This is a genomic window from Bacillus sp. OTU530, assembly GCF_038440375.1.
Genome location: NZ_JASATP010000083.1, coordinates 1 through 15,219 on the forward strand (window position 1 = coordinate 1; position 15,219 = coordinate 15,219).

14 protein-coding genes and 2 pseudogenes are annotated in these 15,219 nt (G+C 38.7%); 8 read left to right on the forward strand and 8 right to left on the reverse strand.

Annotated elements, in window-relative coordinates:
- Positions 1 to 341 precede the first annotated feature (341 nt).
- Entirely contained in the window at positions 342 to 1,451 is a 1,110-nt protein-coding gene (locus AAHB12_RS29735; RefSeq protein WP_342048713.1) for a GerAB/ArcD/ProY family transporter, read from the reverse strand.
- 141 nt (positions 1,452 to 1,592) lie between these two features.
- Between AAHB12_RS29735 and AAHB12_RS29740 the strand changes: the two genes are divergently transcribed.
- Both AAHB12_RS29740 and AAHB12_RS29745 read left to right on the forward strand, forming a co-directional pair.
- Positions 1,593 to 1,811 (forward strand): hypothetical protein, encoded by a 219-nt coding sequence (locus tag AAHB12_RS29740; protein WP_342048714.1) that lies wholly within the window; start codon positions 1,593 to 1,595, stop codon positions 1,809 to 1,811.
- Positions 1,812 to 1,816: 5 nt separating this feature from the next.
- Positions 1,817 to 2,641: a spore germination protein gene (locus tag AAHB12_RS29745; RefSeq protein WP_342048715.1), complete on the forward strand. Its 825-nt coding sequence runs from the start codon at positions 1,817 to 1,819 to the stop codon at positions 2,639 to 2,641.
- A 135-nt stretch (positions 2,642 to 2,776) separates the two neighbouring features.
- Here AAHB12_RS29745 and AAHB12_RS29750 read toward each other — a convergent pair.
- The 7 genes and pseudogenes from AAHB12_RS29750 to AAHB12_RS29780 all read right to left on the reverse strand — a co-directional run.
- Positions 2,777 to 3,464 (reverse strand): annotated as a pseudogene (locus AAHB12_RS29750) (alpha-amylase family glycosyl hydrolase); the annotation flags it as partial.
- A 237-nt stretch (positions 3,465 to 3,701) separates the two neighbouring features.
- Positions 3,702 to 4,505, reverse strand: coding sequence for a fumarylacetoacetate hydrolase family protein (locus AAHB12_RS29755; protein ID WP_342048716.1), 804 nt, complete (start codon positions 4,503 to 4,505; stop codon positions 3,702 to 3,704).
- Between the two features lie 45 nt (positions 4,506 to 4,550).
- Positions 4,551 to 4,709: a hypothetical protein gene (locus AAHB12_RS29760; protein ID WP_342048717.1), complete on the reverse strand. Its 159-nt coding sequence runs from the start codon at positions 4,707 to 4,709 to the stop codon at positions 4,551 to 4,553.
- 41 nt (positions 4,710 to 4,750) lie between these two features.
- Positions 4,751 to 5,211, reverse strand: a pseudogene (locus AAHB12_RS29765) (malic enzyme-like NAD(P)-binding protein); the annotation flags it as partial.
- Positions 5,212 to 5,455: 244 nt separating this feature from the next.
- Positions 5,456 to 6,811, reverse strand: coding sequence for a 2-hydroxycarboxylate transporter family protein (locus AAHB12_RS29770; RefSeq protein ID WP_342048718.1), 1,356 nt, complete (start codon positions 6,809 to 6,811; stop codon positions 5,456 to 5,458).
- A 399-nt stretch (positions 6,812 to 7,210) separates the two neighbouring features.
- Entirely contained in the window at positions 7,211 to 7,921 is a 711-nt protein-coding gene (locus AAHB12_RS29775; protein WP_342048719.1) for a response regulator, read from the reverse strand.
- 20 nt (positions 7,922 to 7,941) lie between these two features.
- On the reverse strand, positions 7,942 to 9,519 hold the full coding sequence (locus tag AAHB12_RS29780) for a sensor histidine kinase (RefSeq protein ID WP_342048720.1): 1,578 nt from the start codon (positions 9,517 to 9,519) through the stop codon (positions 7,942 to 7,944).
- A 254-nt stretch (positions 9,520 to 9,773) separates the two neighbouring features.
- Here AAHB12_RS29780 and citC point away from each other — a divergent pair, with 254 nt between their 5' ends.
- From citC to citG, 6 genes are all read left to right on the forward strand, one after another.
- Entirely contained in the window at positions 9,774 to 10,832 is a 1,059-nt protein-coding gene (gene citC / locus AAHB12_RS29785; protein WP_342048721.1) for a [citrate (pro-3S)-lyase] ligase, read from the forward strand.
- 18 nt (positions 10,833 to 10,850) lie between these two features.
- Positions 10,851 to 11,165: a citrate lyase acyl carrier protein gene (gene citD, locus AAHB12_RS29790; protein ID WP_342048722.1), complete on the forward strand. Its 315-nt coding sequence runs from the start codon at positions 10,851 to 10,853 to the stop codon at positions 11,163 to 11,165.
- A 1-nt stretch (position 11,166) separates the two neighbouring features.
- Positions 11,167 to 12,069 carry a citrate (pro-3S)-lyase subunit beta gene (gene citE / locus AAHB12_RS29795; RefSeq protein ID WP_342048723.1) on the forward strand — a complete coding sequence of 301 codons (903 nt, stop codon included), beginning with the start codon at positions 11,167 to 11,169 and terminating at the stop codon, positions 12,067 to 12,069.
- Positions 12,062 to 13,618 carry a citrate lyase subunit alpha gene (gene citF / locus AAHB12_RS29800; RefSeq protein WP_342048724.1) on the forward strand — a complete coding sequence of 519 codons (1,557 nt, stop codon included), beginning with the start codon at positions 12,062 to 12,064 and terminating at the stop codon, positions 13,616 to 13,618. Before citE ends, citF begins: the two co-directional genes overlap by 8 nt.
- Entirely contained in the window at positions 13,615 to 14,145 is a 531-nt protein-coding gene (citX, locus tag AAHB12_RS29805; RefSeq protein WP_342048725.1) for a citrate lyase holo-[acyl-carrier protein] synthase, read from the forward strand. Before citF ends, citX begins: the two co-directional genes overlap by 4 nt.
- A gap of 114 nt (positions 14,146 to 14,259) precedes the next feature.
- Positions 14,260 to 15,123, forward strand: a complete 864-nt coding sequence (gene citG / locus AAHB12_RS29810) for a triphosphoribosyl-dephospho-CoA synthase CitG (RefSeq protein WP_342048726.1) — start codon at positions 14,260 to 14,262, stop codon at positions 15,121 to 15,123.
- Positions 15,124 to 15,219: the final 96 nt, after the last annotated feature.

Here is a 15,219-nt window from a genome sequence, read left to right on the forward strand (position 1 = left end):
ATATAAAGGCGAAAAATTGTTAATTTTCGACATCAAAAATAAAAAAGTCCCAATAGAGTTATCGAGACTTTTTATTAAGTTGGCGAAGCAGATTGCTACAATTATGCAGTTAAAAAACTATGGAAACGTTGTACGTTTATAACCAGTACACTTTAATTTTAAATGTAAGTGAAATACATCTGCCTACTCTACCTTACTTTTCTTCTTACCCACGTAACAATGGATAAAACAATAGACAAAAAAAAGAAAAATATATACAAGGCCCAAGGATAATGAATGATTACTTTGGATTGCCATGGCCAAAGAAATTGATCCATTTTCAGCATCAGCTCCTATTCATACTATAATCCACTTTTTTTCATTTGTTTGCCGTATATTCCCTTACGGATGCATACCACGACAAAGAGTAGACTGGGAATTAAAACAAGAGGCACTAGCGAAAGGTATCTAAGGCTTTCGAAACCCGAAAACATATGTTCTGATATATTTCTAGACATGTTCAGTGCTAAAAAGAAGACAATAGCAGTTATAGGCAAAACAAGTATCCTGCTTTCACGGAGGTACAACAATTGCTGTATTCCCCGAATAGCTCCATACATTTGCAATGTCAACTTAAAAAAAGTGGTCCCCATAAAATACAAGATTCCTAATGCATCTAGGTTTTCGAGAAAGTCCGCAATGGAGATGACTTTGATTAGCCTGTATAGGGGATATGTACTCGTTGAAAAGGTTCCTTCACCAAAGGTAAGAATGGCCATTGCATCGAAAGTAGACAGGAGAATTCCATAACAAACCGTGGCTAAGAGAGTCGTTTTTATGATGCGTTCCGAATGTTTAGTCAATGTCCAAATCATGGCGAACTCAAGGAGCTCTCCGAGTGATTGTAGCATGCCGGTTGGCCATACTGCTTCCCAAACGCGACCCCATCCTTCTCCCAAAATCGGTTGCAATCGCTCAATCTGCATGGTCTTCGATCCTAAAAGGAAAATAATCTCAATTAAAAACAAAACTAAAATGGTAGGCAAAATGACTTCTGCGAGTCGACCTAGAACCTCAATCCCACTAAATAAGGCATAAGCAACGGGAATCATAAATACGCCAAGTATAATCCAATTAGGTGTCCCTGGCAAAATGGTCGTTGGGATGAGATCCTTTACATCACCTAATGTGCGGCCAGAGCTATATAAAAACAGAAGCATATAAAACCAAGCGATAGGAGTGCCGATCCAGTGGCCAAACTGGGCAGGAAACCATTCAACAAGAGTCAATCCCGGATGAAGGCGCATTAAGATGAGGTACATAAAGATGAGGCATCCCCCGAGTCCGGTAGATATCAGAGTAGATAGCCAAGCATCTTTTCCGGCTGCAGAACCAAATCCGAATATCACCGACGAACCAATCTGAAAAGATAAGGTCAGCATAAATAATTGGGTGATTGAGATTCTCTCCATGTTTTTCCCACCTCCTAACCCATTTTTTGTTATTAATTATGTATTAATATAAACAAAATTTTTGTAGTATATCCTTGAAATTTATTTTTATGTCTGGTCAAAATAAGAAAAAAATGTTTGGAAATAGAAGGAGATGTGGGAATGGGACTATGGAGATGGTTAAAAAAGAAGGACCTACAACCGAATCAAAATCATGAGCCTCCGTTATTTTCCCAGCGAGATAATGCAAAATGTGATCAACTAATAGGCCAATTTCATGGCGATGTAAAACAATTGAAAATGATTTTTGATCGAGCTTCTGATGTTGTGTTCCGTGAATTTCAGTTGGGTGGGATACAAAAAGGAGGACTTATTTTTTAGATGGCATGGTAGATGCACAAGTGATTGATTCTGATGTGCTGAAGCCCTTACTTAGTTTTGGAAAAGCGACATCTTTTTCCGCGGACATTCCATTGACAGATATGGAGATCTTTCTACAAGAGCAAGTTATTTATGCTTCGCAAGTCAGTATAGGGCAGACGATTCAGGAAGTCGTAGATCATATTTTGGACGGAGACACCGTTTTATTATTGGATGAAGTCAATCAAGCTCTATTTATTAGCGCCAAAGGATGGGAGATGAGATCTGTCGAAGAGCCAGCGACTGAAGCGGTGATTCGCGGTCCTAGGGAAGGTTTTACAGAAAACTTGAGAACCAACACCAGCCTGCTTCGGAGAAGATTAAAAACCCCTCAGCTTAAAATGGAAGCCATGAAGGTGGGGCGGCTATCCAATACAAATATTGTTATTGCCTATCTGGACGGAATTGTGGAGCCATCTCTTGTAGTAGAGGTACAGGAGAGGCTTAGCCGGATCGACATCGATGCTATATTAGAAAGCGGGTATATCGAAGAACTGATTGAGGACAACCCCTTTTCTGTTTTTCCCCAAGTGAACAATACCGAACGCCCAGACAAAGTGGCGGCTTATTTATTGGAAGGGAAAATTGGAATCCTCATTGATAATACACCGTTTGCCTTGCTTGTACCGGTTACTTTTTATGAAATGCTGCAAGCAAGTGAGGATTACTCTCAGCATTTTATGGTTTCTACGGTAATCCGATGGCTTCGCTTCTTTATGATGGAAAAGAATCTGATTTATCCACTAATGATGCAAGCATTAAAAGAATTGGTAACACATCATAATTCGTAAATTTGTTAGTATTATATGGATCTAAGCAGAAGACAGCATAGCCTTTAGCCGGGGGCTTTATCTAACTAAATAGAGTTCTGATGCAAAGACAATAAATAAAGACCCCGTTCTTCAATAACGGAGTCTTTGTATAATTCATTTTAGAAGATATACTCTTGCTTCATAAGGTTTTAAAGAGATGGAAGAAATATTATCTTCGTTTTCGTTTACTTCATAGTTGCTAATTAATAAATGTTTCGAATCATATTGAATATGACTAGGCAATTGAAACTCTGGAGTTTCACTAGAGAAATCTGTAATAACAAGCAATGTTTCATTGTCTAATACACGAGTATAGGCATAAATTTGGTCATGATCTTCTAAAATGAGATTATAATCACCGTATACAATAACCTCTTGCTCTTTACGCAGTTTGATAAGCTTTTGATAATAATAGAAAATAGAATGTGAATCCTCTAGTGATTTCTTTACACTGATTTCTTTATAATTTGGATTCACTTTTAACCAAGGCGTACCTGTTGTGAATCCAGCATTTTCGCTATCATCCCATTGCATAGGGGGTACGCGAATTATCCCGGCCTTTCGCATAAATATAGTCCCAAGCCGGTTTTACGTCCCCATTACGTTCCATATGTTCACGATATAGGTTCAGGCTTTCAACATCTCGGTAGTCATCGATAGAATCGAACTTCACGTTTGTCATTCCAATTTCTTGTCCCTGATAAATATAGGGTGTCCCTTGTATTGTCAAAAGGAAGGTTTCTAACATTGTTGCCGATTCCTTGTGATAATTCTGATCGTCTCCGAACCGTGAAACAGAACGGGAAGATATTTATCATCTTTTTCTTTTTATCGTAAAGTAAAAGAATATGAAGCTTTATTGTGAGACACATAGAAAAGCCTCTGAAATACATTTTTCAGAGGCTTTTTACTACTTAGACCCCCATAGTACATCGGGTAAACTGAACTTAAGTTGATGGCAATGACCCTATAGCCAGACTTTTTATGAGTCTACTGTATAAGGTATTTAAACGTATGGGCAAATTAATATTACCGTCTACTATCTTACATAATTACATAACTTTCCAATCTCCTCTACTTCCACAGTAACAACATCCCCCGACTTCATCGGGCAACTGCCAGCAGGCGAACCAGTAGCCAAAACATCACCGGGCTCTAGTGTCATAATCTGTGAAACCCAACTAATAAGGAAAGGAATAGATAATGACATCTGGTTAGTATTGCCGTCTTGCACGACCTTCCCATTTAAAGTCGTAACGATTCGTAAATTACTTGGATCGATCCCCGTTACAATACACGGCCCCAGCGGTCCAAAAGTGTCAAAACCTTTTCCGCGAGTAAACTGAGGATCTTTTTTAGTTAGGTCTCTTGCTGTCACATCGTTAAAAATCGTACAGCCATAAACATAATCCATTGCATCTTCTTCTTTAATATTTTTGCCTCTTTTTCCAATAACGAGAGCAACTTCCCCTTCCATTTCGACCTGGTTGGTTAATTTACTTGAGGGAAGAATAATTTCCCCCTTATCAGGAATCAAGGCAGTTCCCGGCTTTAAAAACAAAAAAGGTTCTTTGAGATTGGCTTTTCCCCCTGTCTCTTTAGCGTGTCCAGCATAGGTCCAGCCAAAATTAATCACTTTTGATGGCTTTACAGGCTCTAGGATTTCCACATCATTATATCCAAATCTTACACCATCAAAATTTAATTCATTGTTTATAACTTCACTAAAGCTACTGGTTAATTGTAAAATTTCGTCATCTTCAACAATCCCGTAATATATTTTACCGTTACGTTGCTGATAACGAACAATCCTTTGTGTTCTTTGAAGTAATTGTGTTCCCATATCATACCAACTCCATCCTGAATCTTTTAGATCTTTAAAATAAAATTAAATAGTTACTAAAGCGGGGGACGGTTCAAGGGTTACCATCTCGGTAAGAAGCTTATAACCTTGAATATGCCTATACGCTTCTCTTGCTTCTTTTTCTGTTTCAAATTCATACATTTTTATATCATCTTTGTTGATAAAGACAGTGATCACCCACATAAAACATCCTCCGTTCTCTGCCTGTATACTTTTTTAAGCAATTAAACGATTATTTCCAGTTTTTCTTGCATTCGTTTTTTTCTAGCTACCCCTGATTCGATTGCTGCTTTGGAACAGCTGCTGCAACTCGGTCTCCTACACGTGAATCCAAGGCATTAGGAATAATATAATTTGGATGGAGTTCTTTATCTGATACCAGACTTGAAATAGCGTAAGCAGCAGCCAACTTCACTTCCTCTATTATGTCTGTTGCTCTTACGTCAAGGGCTCCTCGAAAGATTCCTGGAAAAGCAGGTACATTATTGACCTGGTTTGGATAATCAGACCGTCCTGCTCCTACAACTGCAGCACTAGCCTCCAATGCCTCCTTAGGATAAATTTCTACTGGATTGGCCAAGGCAAATACAATTGAATTTCTATTCATAGTTCTTACCATTTCACCAGTCAATTCTTTTGACCCTGAAACGCCGATAAAAACGTCAGCATTTTTAATAGCGTCTTGAGCAATAACTTTACATGGTTCTGCCACATCAGGCGTGTAGGCTAAACTTAGATCATCCTCATTGTTAACCTCAACTTTACTAACGATCCCAATTTTACCAGCAATCTTTTTGTGAAGTAGCAAAGCCCGCTCTTTTATCTTCCGTTCATTCATGATGTCTTCTCTTTTTATGTTCGAAAATCTTTGTTAATGAAAACAAGGCTGTAAAAGATGAAACCTCTCAGCCTTGTTTGTTTTTATCTTTTTAATGCGCCCACAGGCCAAAGAAAAGGCTTGCAAGTACAAGGATGATAGCTCCACCCAGACGGGTAGCTAACTGAGCATAGGACATTAAGATCATTCTATTAGATGCACCTAATATTTCAAGATCACCCGATCCTCCACGGTTAACGTGACATAGTCCACCAGCGATTGCTGCTTCAATTTCAAAGAATCCAACCAACTTCGCAAAGAACCAACATCCAATTACAGCACCAAAAACTGTAAATAAACAGATAACGGCAGTTTGAATTGATAAGGCATGGACTAGTGCACTGAAATCAGTATAAGTAATACCAACACCTGCTAAAAAGACGAATAACAGTTTTTTCATCATAAATTCATTCACGCTTTTTAACCCGTCTTTTGCACGTTGTGGAATAAGATCAAGTGCATTAGCTATGATTAATAGAACAACCATATAGGCATAAGGGTGAATCGAGAATGGACCGATTTTTGGAAGTAAGCCAACGCCAATAAAATTTGCCAATCCGAAGAAAGCCATTGCAACAAATAAACCAAAAGCAGCATCTTCCATTGTAGTAGTATTTTTTACTTTAGCTTCCTTCTTTTCCTCAGTAACCTGCCCTTTAATTAATTCGCCATTTCCTGTATATTTGGGCATTTTCTTTCCAAGACCATTTAATAGAGCACCAACCATAATTGCGAAAATGTTTGCGATCGTTAAAATTGTAATGGCAGAAGAGTACCAGATTTTAGGATCTTTATGAGTAACTTGTCCCCAAATTTGGCTCATTGGAATGGCACCAGCACCATTTCCACCACCCATAATTGGCAAGGCATAGTTCATGATTACATCTTTATAATTGACACCAACAATTAATCCGCCAATAATTGCCATGACAAAGGCAACAGCGGTACTAACGAGAACCATTGGAATAAATCCTCCGATTGTCTTGGCTAAAAACTTTCTATTAATAGAAAGAATGGAACTTGTGATAATAACTGCAATAAAGAAGTCAAGCATACCCATATCATCGAATAGAGTCTTTACACCAGTAACAACATCATTTGAAATGACTCCTATGGATACCAAGTAGGAAGCGCCCAAGAATGCTAACAGGGAACCGCCGCCAAGGTAATCCTTCCAGATTGGGAGCGTGTCGCCAACTTTTCCAAAGAAAAAGCCGACTACAAATAAAACAAGGATATCTCCGGAAAAACTTAAAGGAAAGGATTTTGTCATTTGTCCAAAAACTAGAATCAGTGCACCGGCAAACCATGCCCATAAAGGCAGCCCATACATATTGTAGTTAATAAAACTTGGTTTGGCAGAGACTTCAGACTCTACTAATACTGATGCTTCTCTTCTTAGTGCCATTGATGTTCCTCCTTAAAAGTAATACATTCATTAACTGTTTGATTCCAAATGGTTGATTCTAATCTCTATAAATCTCTAATGTAAGAAAAGATGGATGGGAAAATAATTTTACTTTGCAAAACTAAGATGGCAAGAGTATCAAAATTAACCAGGATAAAGACCTTATTGAAACCGTTTACAATAGAAGCCTAAAAAAATTTTTTACCTTTCTCCTTTCTATTTTTTTAAAAATATGGATCTAGATATAAAATAGCAAGAAGAGTCTGAAAAGTGAACATTATAGAAATAAGGGATAAAAAGATTATTTTTATCTATTTTGAACATTTTGTTCATGAATTTTTTTTGAACGAAAATAAGAAGGATAGTTTTTAAAATCACCATCCTTCTTACGTTCTGTTTTTATTTTTTGCGATAGATTCTTTCAGGACGGCCAACTTCTCCATAAGATAAGTCAGCGTTTATCTGCTCTTTAGCTACAAGGTACTCTAAATAGCGGCGGGCAGTTGAACGGCTAATTCCAATTTTATTGGAAATTTTTTCTGCATTTAGACCTTCTTCTGATTCATTCAAAGCCTCTGTTACTTTTTGTAACGTAATTTTATCAATTCCTTTAGGCAGATACGGATTGAGTTGCTCCTTTTGGCCAATTCGATCCAGCAATTCGTCAATTTCATACTGGTCAACATTTTGATTTTCTATTTGCATTTTTCTTAATTTGCTGCGAAACTCTCGATACTTCTCGAGGGAAGTTTTCAATCGGTCAAAGACTAAAGGTTTGACAATGAAATCAAAAACGCCACCCCTAATAGCTTCTTTTACAGAATTGATTTCCCGAGATGCCGTGATCATAATAACATCCGTTTCTTGAAAGTCTCGGCGGATCACTTTCAGAAAATCCAACCCGTTCATATCAGGAAAATAAATATCCAGGAGCACTAAATGAGGACGGAGAATGATAATCTGTTCTTTCGCCTCCTGTTCATCTGTTGCAATCCCGATGACATGAAAGCCAGGTACCTTTTCCACCAGCCGCCGGTTAATTTCGGCAATTCTTGTGTCATCTTCGATAATAAGTACGGATATCTCGTCTTTCGAATAATTGTATGCCACCTCTTTAACCTCCTTCATTATTATGACTTAGGAATAATAACTATAAAGATCGAGCCACCCTCAGGGTTAGGTGAATAGGAAATATATCCATTTAGATTCTTAATGATCTTTTGAACTAAATAGAGTCCCACACCATGATGCTCCTCTTTTTTGGTTGAAAACCCCATTTCAAAGATGCGATCTTGATGTTCCGGTAAAATCCCTACGCCTGAGTCCTCGACTTCGATCAAAAGATCTTTTCCATAATCTGAAAAGAAAATTTTTACATGCTTCCCTTTAGCATCAGGTTTCATCACTGCTTCCATCGCATTATCAATCAGATTTCCAATAATCGTTGTTAAGCTATCACGTTTTATCGTTTCCGGGATCTCTTTAAAGCTGCTTTCCCGATCGATATCAAAATCAATTTTCAACTCACTTGCCTGATTAAATTTCCCAATGAGTAAACCGCCAATCATGGCATCGGGAATTTCTTGCTTAATGAAATTCATTAAATTATGATGAATATCAAATTCACGAGTGATAAAATCAATGGCTTCCTGGTAGGATTCAAGTTGAAGAAGGCCGGAAATCATATAAAGTTTGTTCGAAAATTCATGGGTTTGAGCACGTAAGGCTTCTGAATATTGTTTAACCTGTGAAAGTTCTTGAGTCAACCGATAAAGTTCCGATCTACTGCGGAAACTTGAGACCCAGCCAATGATGATCCCTTTTTCACTCTTTATTGGCATATAATTCGAAATAAAAAATTCATCATTTAACCAAAATTCCTGATCAAAAACCGCTTCCCCTTTTTGGATGACCCCCATTATCGGGGAGTATGGCGACAGGTCGATGATGTTTGCACCAAGTACTATCTTCCCCTTTGGCCATTGAAGCATATTGATGGCTTGCTGGTTAACCATCGTAATTTTACCATTTAAATCTACGGCCACAATCCCTTCTTTAATCGATTCCAAAATGGCCTTATTTTCTTGATATAAGTGTGTTATTTCTTTTGGTTCAAGCCCCAGAATTGCCCGCTTCACCCCACGGGCGATAAGCAGTGCACCAATAATTCCGACTATGATTACACCTAAAGAGATGAGAATGATTTTTTTTCGATTACCCGTTGTAATATTTTCAATGTCTTGAAGGGAGTAGCCCACCGCTACAATTCCTATTACTTTCCCATTTTGATCTTTGATTGGAACTATTCCTCTCAACGACGGACCAAGGGCCCCTTTCTCCTGTGAAATAACTTTTTTTCCTTTCAATGCTTCGTCATTATCTTTGCCTACCATATTTTCCCCAATTCGCTCCGGAACAGGGTGTGAATAGCGTACTTTCTCCGTATTACCAACAACAACAAATTCGGCCCCGGTTTGCTTTCTTATTTTTTCAGCAATCGGTTGGATGATTTCCGATGGGTCTTTTGTTGAAAAAGCCTGCTTAACTTGAGGTATCGACGCCACAGTTTCGGCAATAGACAATGCGCGATCTCCAATCTGGCTTGTTAAGGATTTAGTAATTAAGGAGTGGATATAAAAGCTAAATATAAGAATGATTGATAATAATAAAGTTACTATTAATAAAGCTAATTTTGTTTGTAATCGCATAATTCCCCCACAAAGATGTTGTTTTCCGTGAACAAAATGTACTTTATTCATTCAAATAAACTTATTAGCGCTTATTTTTATAATCTGTACCTATTACTTTATATGCGTTAGTATAAATTATACAAAGAAAATAAAGAAGAGGTATTTCAGTCTTTACTTAAAAATATGGAAGGAGGCAGGCGTTAAGGGTAAAAGCGAGAGATTAACAGAAATGTAGATTTTAAAGCAAAATATTTAATCTAACTGGAGAATCTATGATGTGGTACGACAATTTGACTGAAAAGATTGTTAACCTTGAGGCTGAAGATGAAAGAATTCAAATTGAGGCATTCTTAGAAAAACAGAATTTATCTCTGGATTATCAGATTGACTATACAGTTGCCTTGTTAGACAAAGAAAGAATCGTTGCTACAGGTTCTCTTGGCGGCAGAATATTAAAATGTATTACTGTTGATGAGGGATATAAAAACATGGGATTGTCAGCAAAACTGGTCACACATCTTACTCGTGAAGCTTGCTCAAGGGGAGTGACACATCTCTTTATTTATACAAAGCCTGAGAACAAGATCATATTCTCTGACTTGGGCTTTTACCCAATTGCTGAGGTTCCAACAAAGATTGTTCTTTTGGAGAATAGACCTGCGGGAGTTAAAAATTACCTAAAAAAGCTTCTTCAAGAGAATGAAGAAGCTCATAGCGGCGATCTTTCAGGAGCAATAATCATAAATGCCAATCCATTCACATTGGGCCATCAATATCTTATTGAGTACGCTGCCTCAAAATGTGAACTACTTCACTTATTTGTTTTGCAGGAGGACAAGTCAAGCTTTCCAACTGAAGTTCGATATAGGCTTGTGAAAGAGGGAGTTAAACATCTCAGCAATGTGGCCGTTCATATGGGAAAGGACTATATCATATCGGATGCAACCTTCCCATCCTATTTTATCAAAGAATTTCAGGATGCTGTTGAAACCCATGCCAGGTTGGACCTAGAGTTATTTTCGCGTTTACTAGCTCCGGCGCTGGGAATTAAAAAAAGATTTGTTGGTCAAGAACCATACTGCAAGGTAACAGCAACTTATAACTTGGTTATGCAGGAAGTTCTTCCTGCTCAAGGTATCGAGGTTCAAGTTGTTCCCAGGCTAACACATCAAGGAGAGCCAATCAGTGCTTCAAGAGTACGAGAACTGATCCGTGAGGAAAGGATTCACGAAATAAAGAAGCTAGTTCCAGAAACGACGTTTCAATTTCTTCTATCCCCAGAGGCTGAAGGGATTATTCAAAGGATTAAGGAAGAATTTAAACGACATTAGTAGGAGGTTGATGTAAAAATGTTGATGATGCCGAAAAAAGTGAAAATCTTGAGTGCAGGGGTTGCAGGAACACTTGAATCAAGCGATATCACGATCCAAATTGAACAGAATGAAGGCAATGGAATTGAAGTTGAACTTAAAAGTACAGTTGAAAATCAGTTTGGCAAACAGATTAAAAAAGTCATTATAGAGACCCTGCTGGAGTTAGGGGTAAAAAATGCATATGTTCTGGCAAAAGATAAAGGAGCTTTAGACTGTACTATTCGTGCAAGAGTAAGGACAGCCGTAAGCAGGGCTACGAAACAAAATTGCTTTCCTTGGGAGGTGAGATAAAATGGGCAGACTAAGAAGAAGTATGTTATATGTTCCAGGGAACAACCCAGGAATGATCAGGGACGCTAATATCTATGGAGCGGACTCGATCATGTTTGACTTGGAAGATTCTGTTTCTCTCAACGAAAAAGATTCTGCCAGATTTTTAGTCTATGAAGCTCTAAAAATAATGGATTATGGACAAACAGAAATTCTTGTGCGCGTTAACGGTCTAGATACCCCTTATGGAAGAGATGATTTTGAAGCGATTGTGAGGGCAAAACCAGATGCAATCCGGCTGCCTAAAACGGAAACCCCGGAAGATGTTGAGAAAGCGGATCTATTGATAACGCAAATTGAAAGAGAAGCTGGAATGGAATATGGAACGATCAAGCTAATGGCCGCTATTGAAAGTGCTTTGGGAGTTATTAATGCCTATAAAATCGCAACAGCAAGCAAGCGGTTAATCGGGATCGCAATTGGTGCTGAGGATTTTGTAACCGATTTAAGGACCACTAGATCGAAAGAAGGTATTGAATTGCTTGCTGCAAGAAGTCAAATCCTCTTTGCTGCGCGTGCTGCTGGAATTGATGCTTTAGATACCGTCTTTTCTGATGTCGATGATGAAGAAGGTTTTATCCAGGAAGTCAAATTGATTAAACAATTGGGCTTTGATGGAAAATCTCTTATTAATCCGCGCCAAATTAATATTGTGCATGATATCTATACACCGACTGAAGCCGAAATTAAGAAATCCATTGCGGTTATTGAAGCAGCTAGAGAAGCTGAGAGCAGGGGATCGGGTGTTATCAGTCTGAACGGAAAAATGATTGATAAGCCAATTGTCGAAAGAGCGCGCAGAGTACTGGAACTGGCAAAAGCCGTTGATAGAGTTAGCGTTGAGGAGATGTTGCAATATGTATAATGTTATTGGACGAAATATACCAAAAGAGATTTGCGGACTTGGAACACTAAAATCGTTTGATTCGTACAATGTGGTAAAAAATACGGAGAAATCCAAAGACCGCCTGAGAAATTCGGATCGGAATAAAATCCTTGATTCTATTGAAACCGCTATCAAGGAAACGGGTTTAAAAGACGGAATGACGATTTCTTTCCATCATCACTTTCGAAATGGCGATTATATTGTGAATATGGTGCTTGAGACAATAGCAAAAATGGGAATGAAGGATCTTACAATTGCACCGAGTTCTCTTACAGATATCCATGCCCCATTAATTAATCATATTAAAAATGGAGTTGTTCGCAGGATTGAGACGAGTGGACTTAGAGGAGAATTGGCTGAAGCTATTTCAAACGGTTTAATGAACATTCCAGTCGTGATTAATTCCCATGGCGGAAGAGCCAGGGCAGTTGCATCAGGAGAATTAGAGATTGATGTTGCCTTTTTAGGAGTGCCATCATGTGACCCTGCCGGTAATGCCAATGGATATTCCAGAGATAATGCAGGAACATCGGAATGCGGTTCGTTGGGATATGCAAAGGTTGATGCCCAGTTTGCTAAAAAGGCTGTTTTAATCACGGATCATTTGGTTGAATACCCAAACACACCCTTTGCTATTCCTGAATCTCAAGTTGATTATGTCGTCGTCGTGGATGCCATTGGGGACCCTAAAGGGATTATGTCGGGTGCAACCCGGTTTACTAAGAATCCGAAAGATTTGTTAATTGCACAGACTGCAGCAGATGTTATTGCTGCTTCAGGTTATTTCGAAGACGGCTTTTCACTGCAAACCGGATCAGGTGGAGCCTCCCTTGCTGCTACAAGATTCTTGAGAGAAAAGATGATTGAGCGAAACATTAAAGCAAGCTTTGCACTCGGCGGAATTACCGGACAGATGGTTGATCTCCATGAGGAAGGGCTTATCAAAAAATTATTGGATGTACAAGGCTTTGACCTTAAGGCAGTCACTTCACTTAAAAATAACCGGTTCCATCAGCAAATTGATGCCGAATATTATGCAAGCCCTGATAATCCGGGGAGTGCGGTTAATCAATTGGATGTAACAGTGTTAAGTGCATTAGAAATTGATGTTGATTTTAACGTGAATGTCATTACCGGATCGGACGGGGTCATTCGCGGCGCTTCAGGCGGGCACTGTGATTCAGCCGCCGGGGCAGCCTGTTCCATCATTGTCGCCCCGCTTATTAGGGGCAGAATGCCATCGATTCTTGACCGAGTACACACTGTAGTAACCCCTGGATGTTCCATTGATGTCCTGGTTACCGATCAAGGGATTGCAGTTAATCCTCGCAGACAGGATTTGTATACAAACCTTAAAAAAGCAAACTTGCCTGTGGTATCCATTGAAGAGCTCAAGGCAAAGGCAAATAAGATTGTTGGAATACCTGAACCTATTCAGGTAGAGGATAAAATTGTTGGTGTGGTTAAGTACAGGGATGGTTCAATAATTGATGTCATTCATCAAGTGAAAAAGGACCCTTGGAAATGAACTCAGCGGGGGAAGTAACATTAAAGGAATTATTGGAAGCCCGTGAATATCGAGCTGACCATCAAAAGGAATTAATTAAGGAATATAAGCTGCCTTTAATATCCTTCACAATCAATATTCCAGGACCGGTTAAGAAAACAACTGAAAGCAGAATCATTTTTCAAGCAGGATGTAAGGCAGTTGTGAAAAAACTTAAAGAGGCTGGTCTGCCATTGGAACATTTTGAAACCAATGAACCAAATTCGGGATATGAGTCATATTTTGTTGTCAAGACTACTGAACGAACTTTAAAAGCTTTAATGCTTGAAATTGAAAGTGAGCATCCGCTGGGGCGATTGTTTGATCTTGATGTAATCGGGACAGATGGAATACCCATCTCCAGAGAGGAATTTGGCCGTTCAAAACGAAAATGCCTTGTCTGTGAAGATGAGGCTCATATTTGCGGCCGGAGCAGAAAGCATTCAATAGAGGCATTGACAAATAAGATTCGTAGTATGGTGGATTCTTATTTAAAGATTGGATCTTAAGTTAATTATATGACCAAGCCGCTGGTAAGTTTCGTGTATAAATTAAACAGGCATTTATCGGGTTTGGTCATTCTTTTTGGTGAATGTGGATCAAGGGAAAGAGAGGTATTGAACATGATGGATCAGTTGATGCAAAGCATTTCGCAAAAAGCCTTGACATCTTTACTTTATGAGGTTTCGGCAAGTCCCAAGCCTGGACTTGTTGACAGATTTAATCAGGGAGCACATAAAGATATGGATTTTTTTACTTTTATGGCCAGCAGTGCCGCTCTGAACCAATACTTCCATAATTGTGCCATAGAGGGAGTAAAATACGCTGGGAAAAATCCACAGGAACTGTTTAACACTTTAAGAAATCTTGGGATGGAAGCTGAAAAGGCAATGTTTGCGGCAACAAACAATGTCAATACCCATAAAGGTTTAATCTTTTCTTTAGGAATTATCTGTGCTGCAGCTTCTTGCTGTATGGTGGAAAGTGAAAGAAAAATTGTGGATGTAGAAATAATATGTACAAAAGTTTCCCTTATGACACAAGGTTTATGTTTAAGGGAACTAACAAATTTGAACAAAAAGGAAAACCTTACTTACGGGGAAAAACTTTATCAGAAATATGGGCTTAAAGGAATTCGCGGAGAAGTTGAAAATGGTTTTCCGACAGTACGAAATTACTCACTTCCTGTGCTGAAGGAAATGAAATCAATGAAGACCTTGCATCTAAATGATATCCTGGTTCAAACGCTACTCCATCTAATGGCTGTAAATGAAGATACCAATATTGTCGCAAGACATAATTTAGAAACGCTTGAATATGTTCACCATTATGCCGGGAGGGTCCTGGATTCCGGTGGTATGCTAAAAAAAGAAGGCGTAGAGATGGTCTATGACATGGAGAGAGATTTCATTCAGAGAAATATCAGTCCTGGAGGATCAGCCGATCTCCTTGCAGTAACAGTGATGTTTGACCTCCTCTCACAATAACTAAAGTCGGTTCTGGTGCAAGAAATCTAGTAAACTTGGACATACTGATACTATGACTCTAAAAAGGGTGTGATCAGTATGGAAAAGCAAAATTTG

What these genes read in the sequence shown, in the direction of transcription:
- AAHB12_RS29735 (WP_342048713.1), bottom strand. Translation starts at nt 1,451, where the DNA reads ATGGAGAGAATCTCAATCACCCAATTATTTATGCTGACCTTATCTTTT.
- AAHB12_RS29740 (WP_342048714.1), top strand. Translation starts at nt 1,593, where the DNA reads ATGGGACTATGGAGATGGTTAAAAAAGAAGGACCTACAACCGAATCAA.
- AAHB12_RS29745 (WP_342048715.1), top strand. Translation starts at nt 1,817, where the DNA reads ATGGTAGATGCACAAGTGATTGATTCTGATGTGCTGAAGCCCTTACTT.
- AAHB12_RS29755 (WP_342048716.1), bottom strand. Translation starts at nt 4,505, where the DNA reads ATGGGAACACAATTACTTCAAAGAACACAAAGGATTGTTCGTTATCAG.
- AAHB12_RS29760 (WP_342048717.1), bottom strand. Translation starts at nt 4,709, where the DNA reads ATGTGGGTGATCACTGTCTTTATCAACAAAGATGATATAAAAATGTAT.
- AAHB12_RS29770 (WP_342048718.1), bottom strand. Translation starts at nt 6,811, where the DNA reads ATGGCACTAAGAAGAGAAGCATCAGTATTAGTAGAGTCTGAAGTCTCT.
- AAHB12_RS29780 (WP_342048720.1), bottom strand. Translation starts at nt 9,519, where the DNA reads ATGCGATTACAAACAAAATTAGCTTTATTAATAGTAACTTTATTATTA.
- citC (WP_342048721.1), top strand. Translation starts at nt 9,774, where the DNA reads ATGATGTGGTACGACAATTTGACTGAAAAGATTGTTAACCTTGAGGCT.
- citD (WP_342048722.1), top strand. Translation starts at nt 10,851, where the DNA reads ATGTTGATGATGCCGAAAAAAGTGAAAATCTTGAGTGCAGGGGTTGCA.
- citE (WP_342048723.1), top strand. Translation starts at nt 11,167, where the DNA reads ATGGGCAGACTAAGAAGAAGTATGTTATATGTTCCAGGGAACAACCCA.
- citF (WP_342048724.1), top strand. Translation starts at nt 12,062, where the DNA reads ATGTATAATGTTATTGGACGAAATATACCAAAAGAGATTTGCGGACTT.
- citX (WP_342048725.1), top strand. Translation starts at nt 13,615, where the DNA reads ATGAACTCAGCGGGGGAAGTAACATTAAAGGAATTATTGGAAGCCCGT.
- citG (WP_342048726.1), top strand. Translation starts at nt 14,260, where the DNA reads ATGATGGATCAGTTGATGCAAAGCATTTCGCAAAAAGCCTTGACATCT.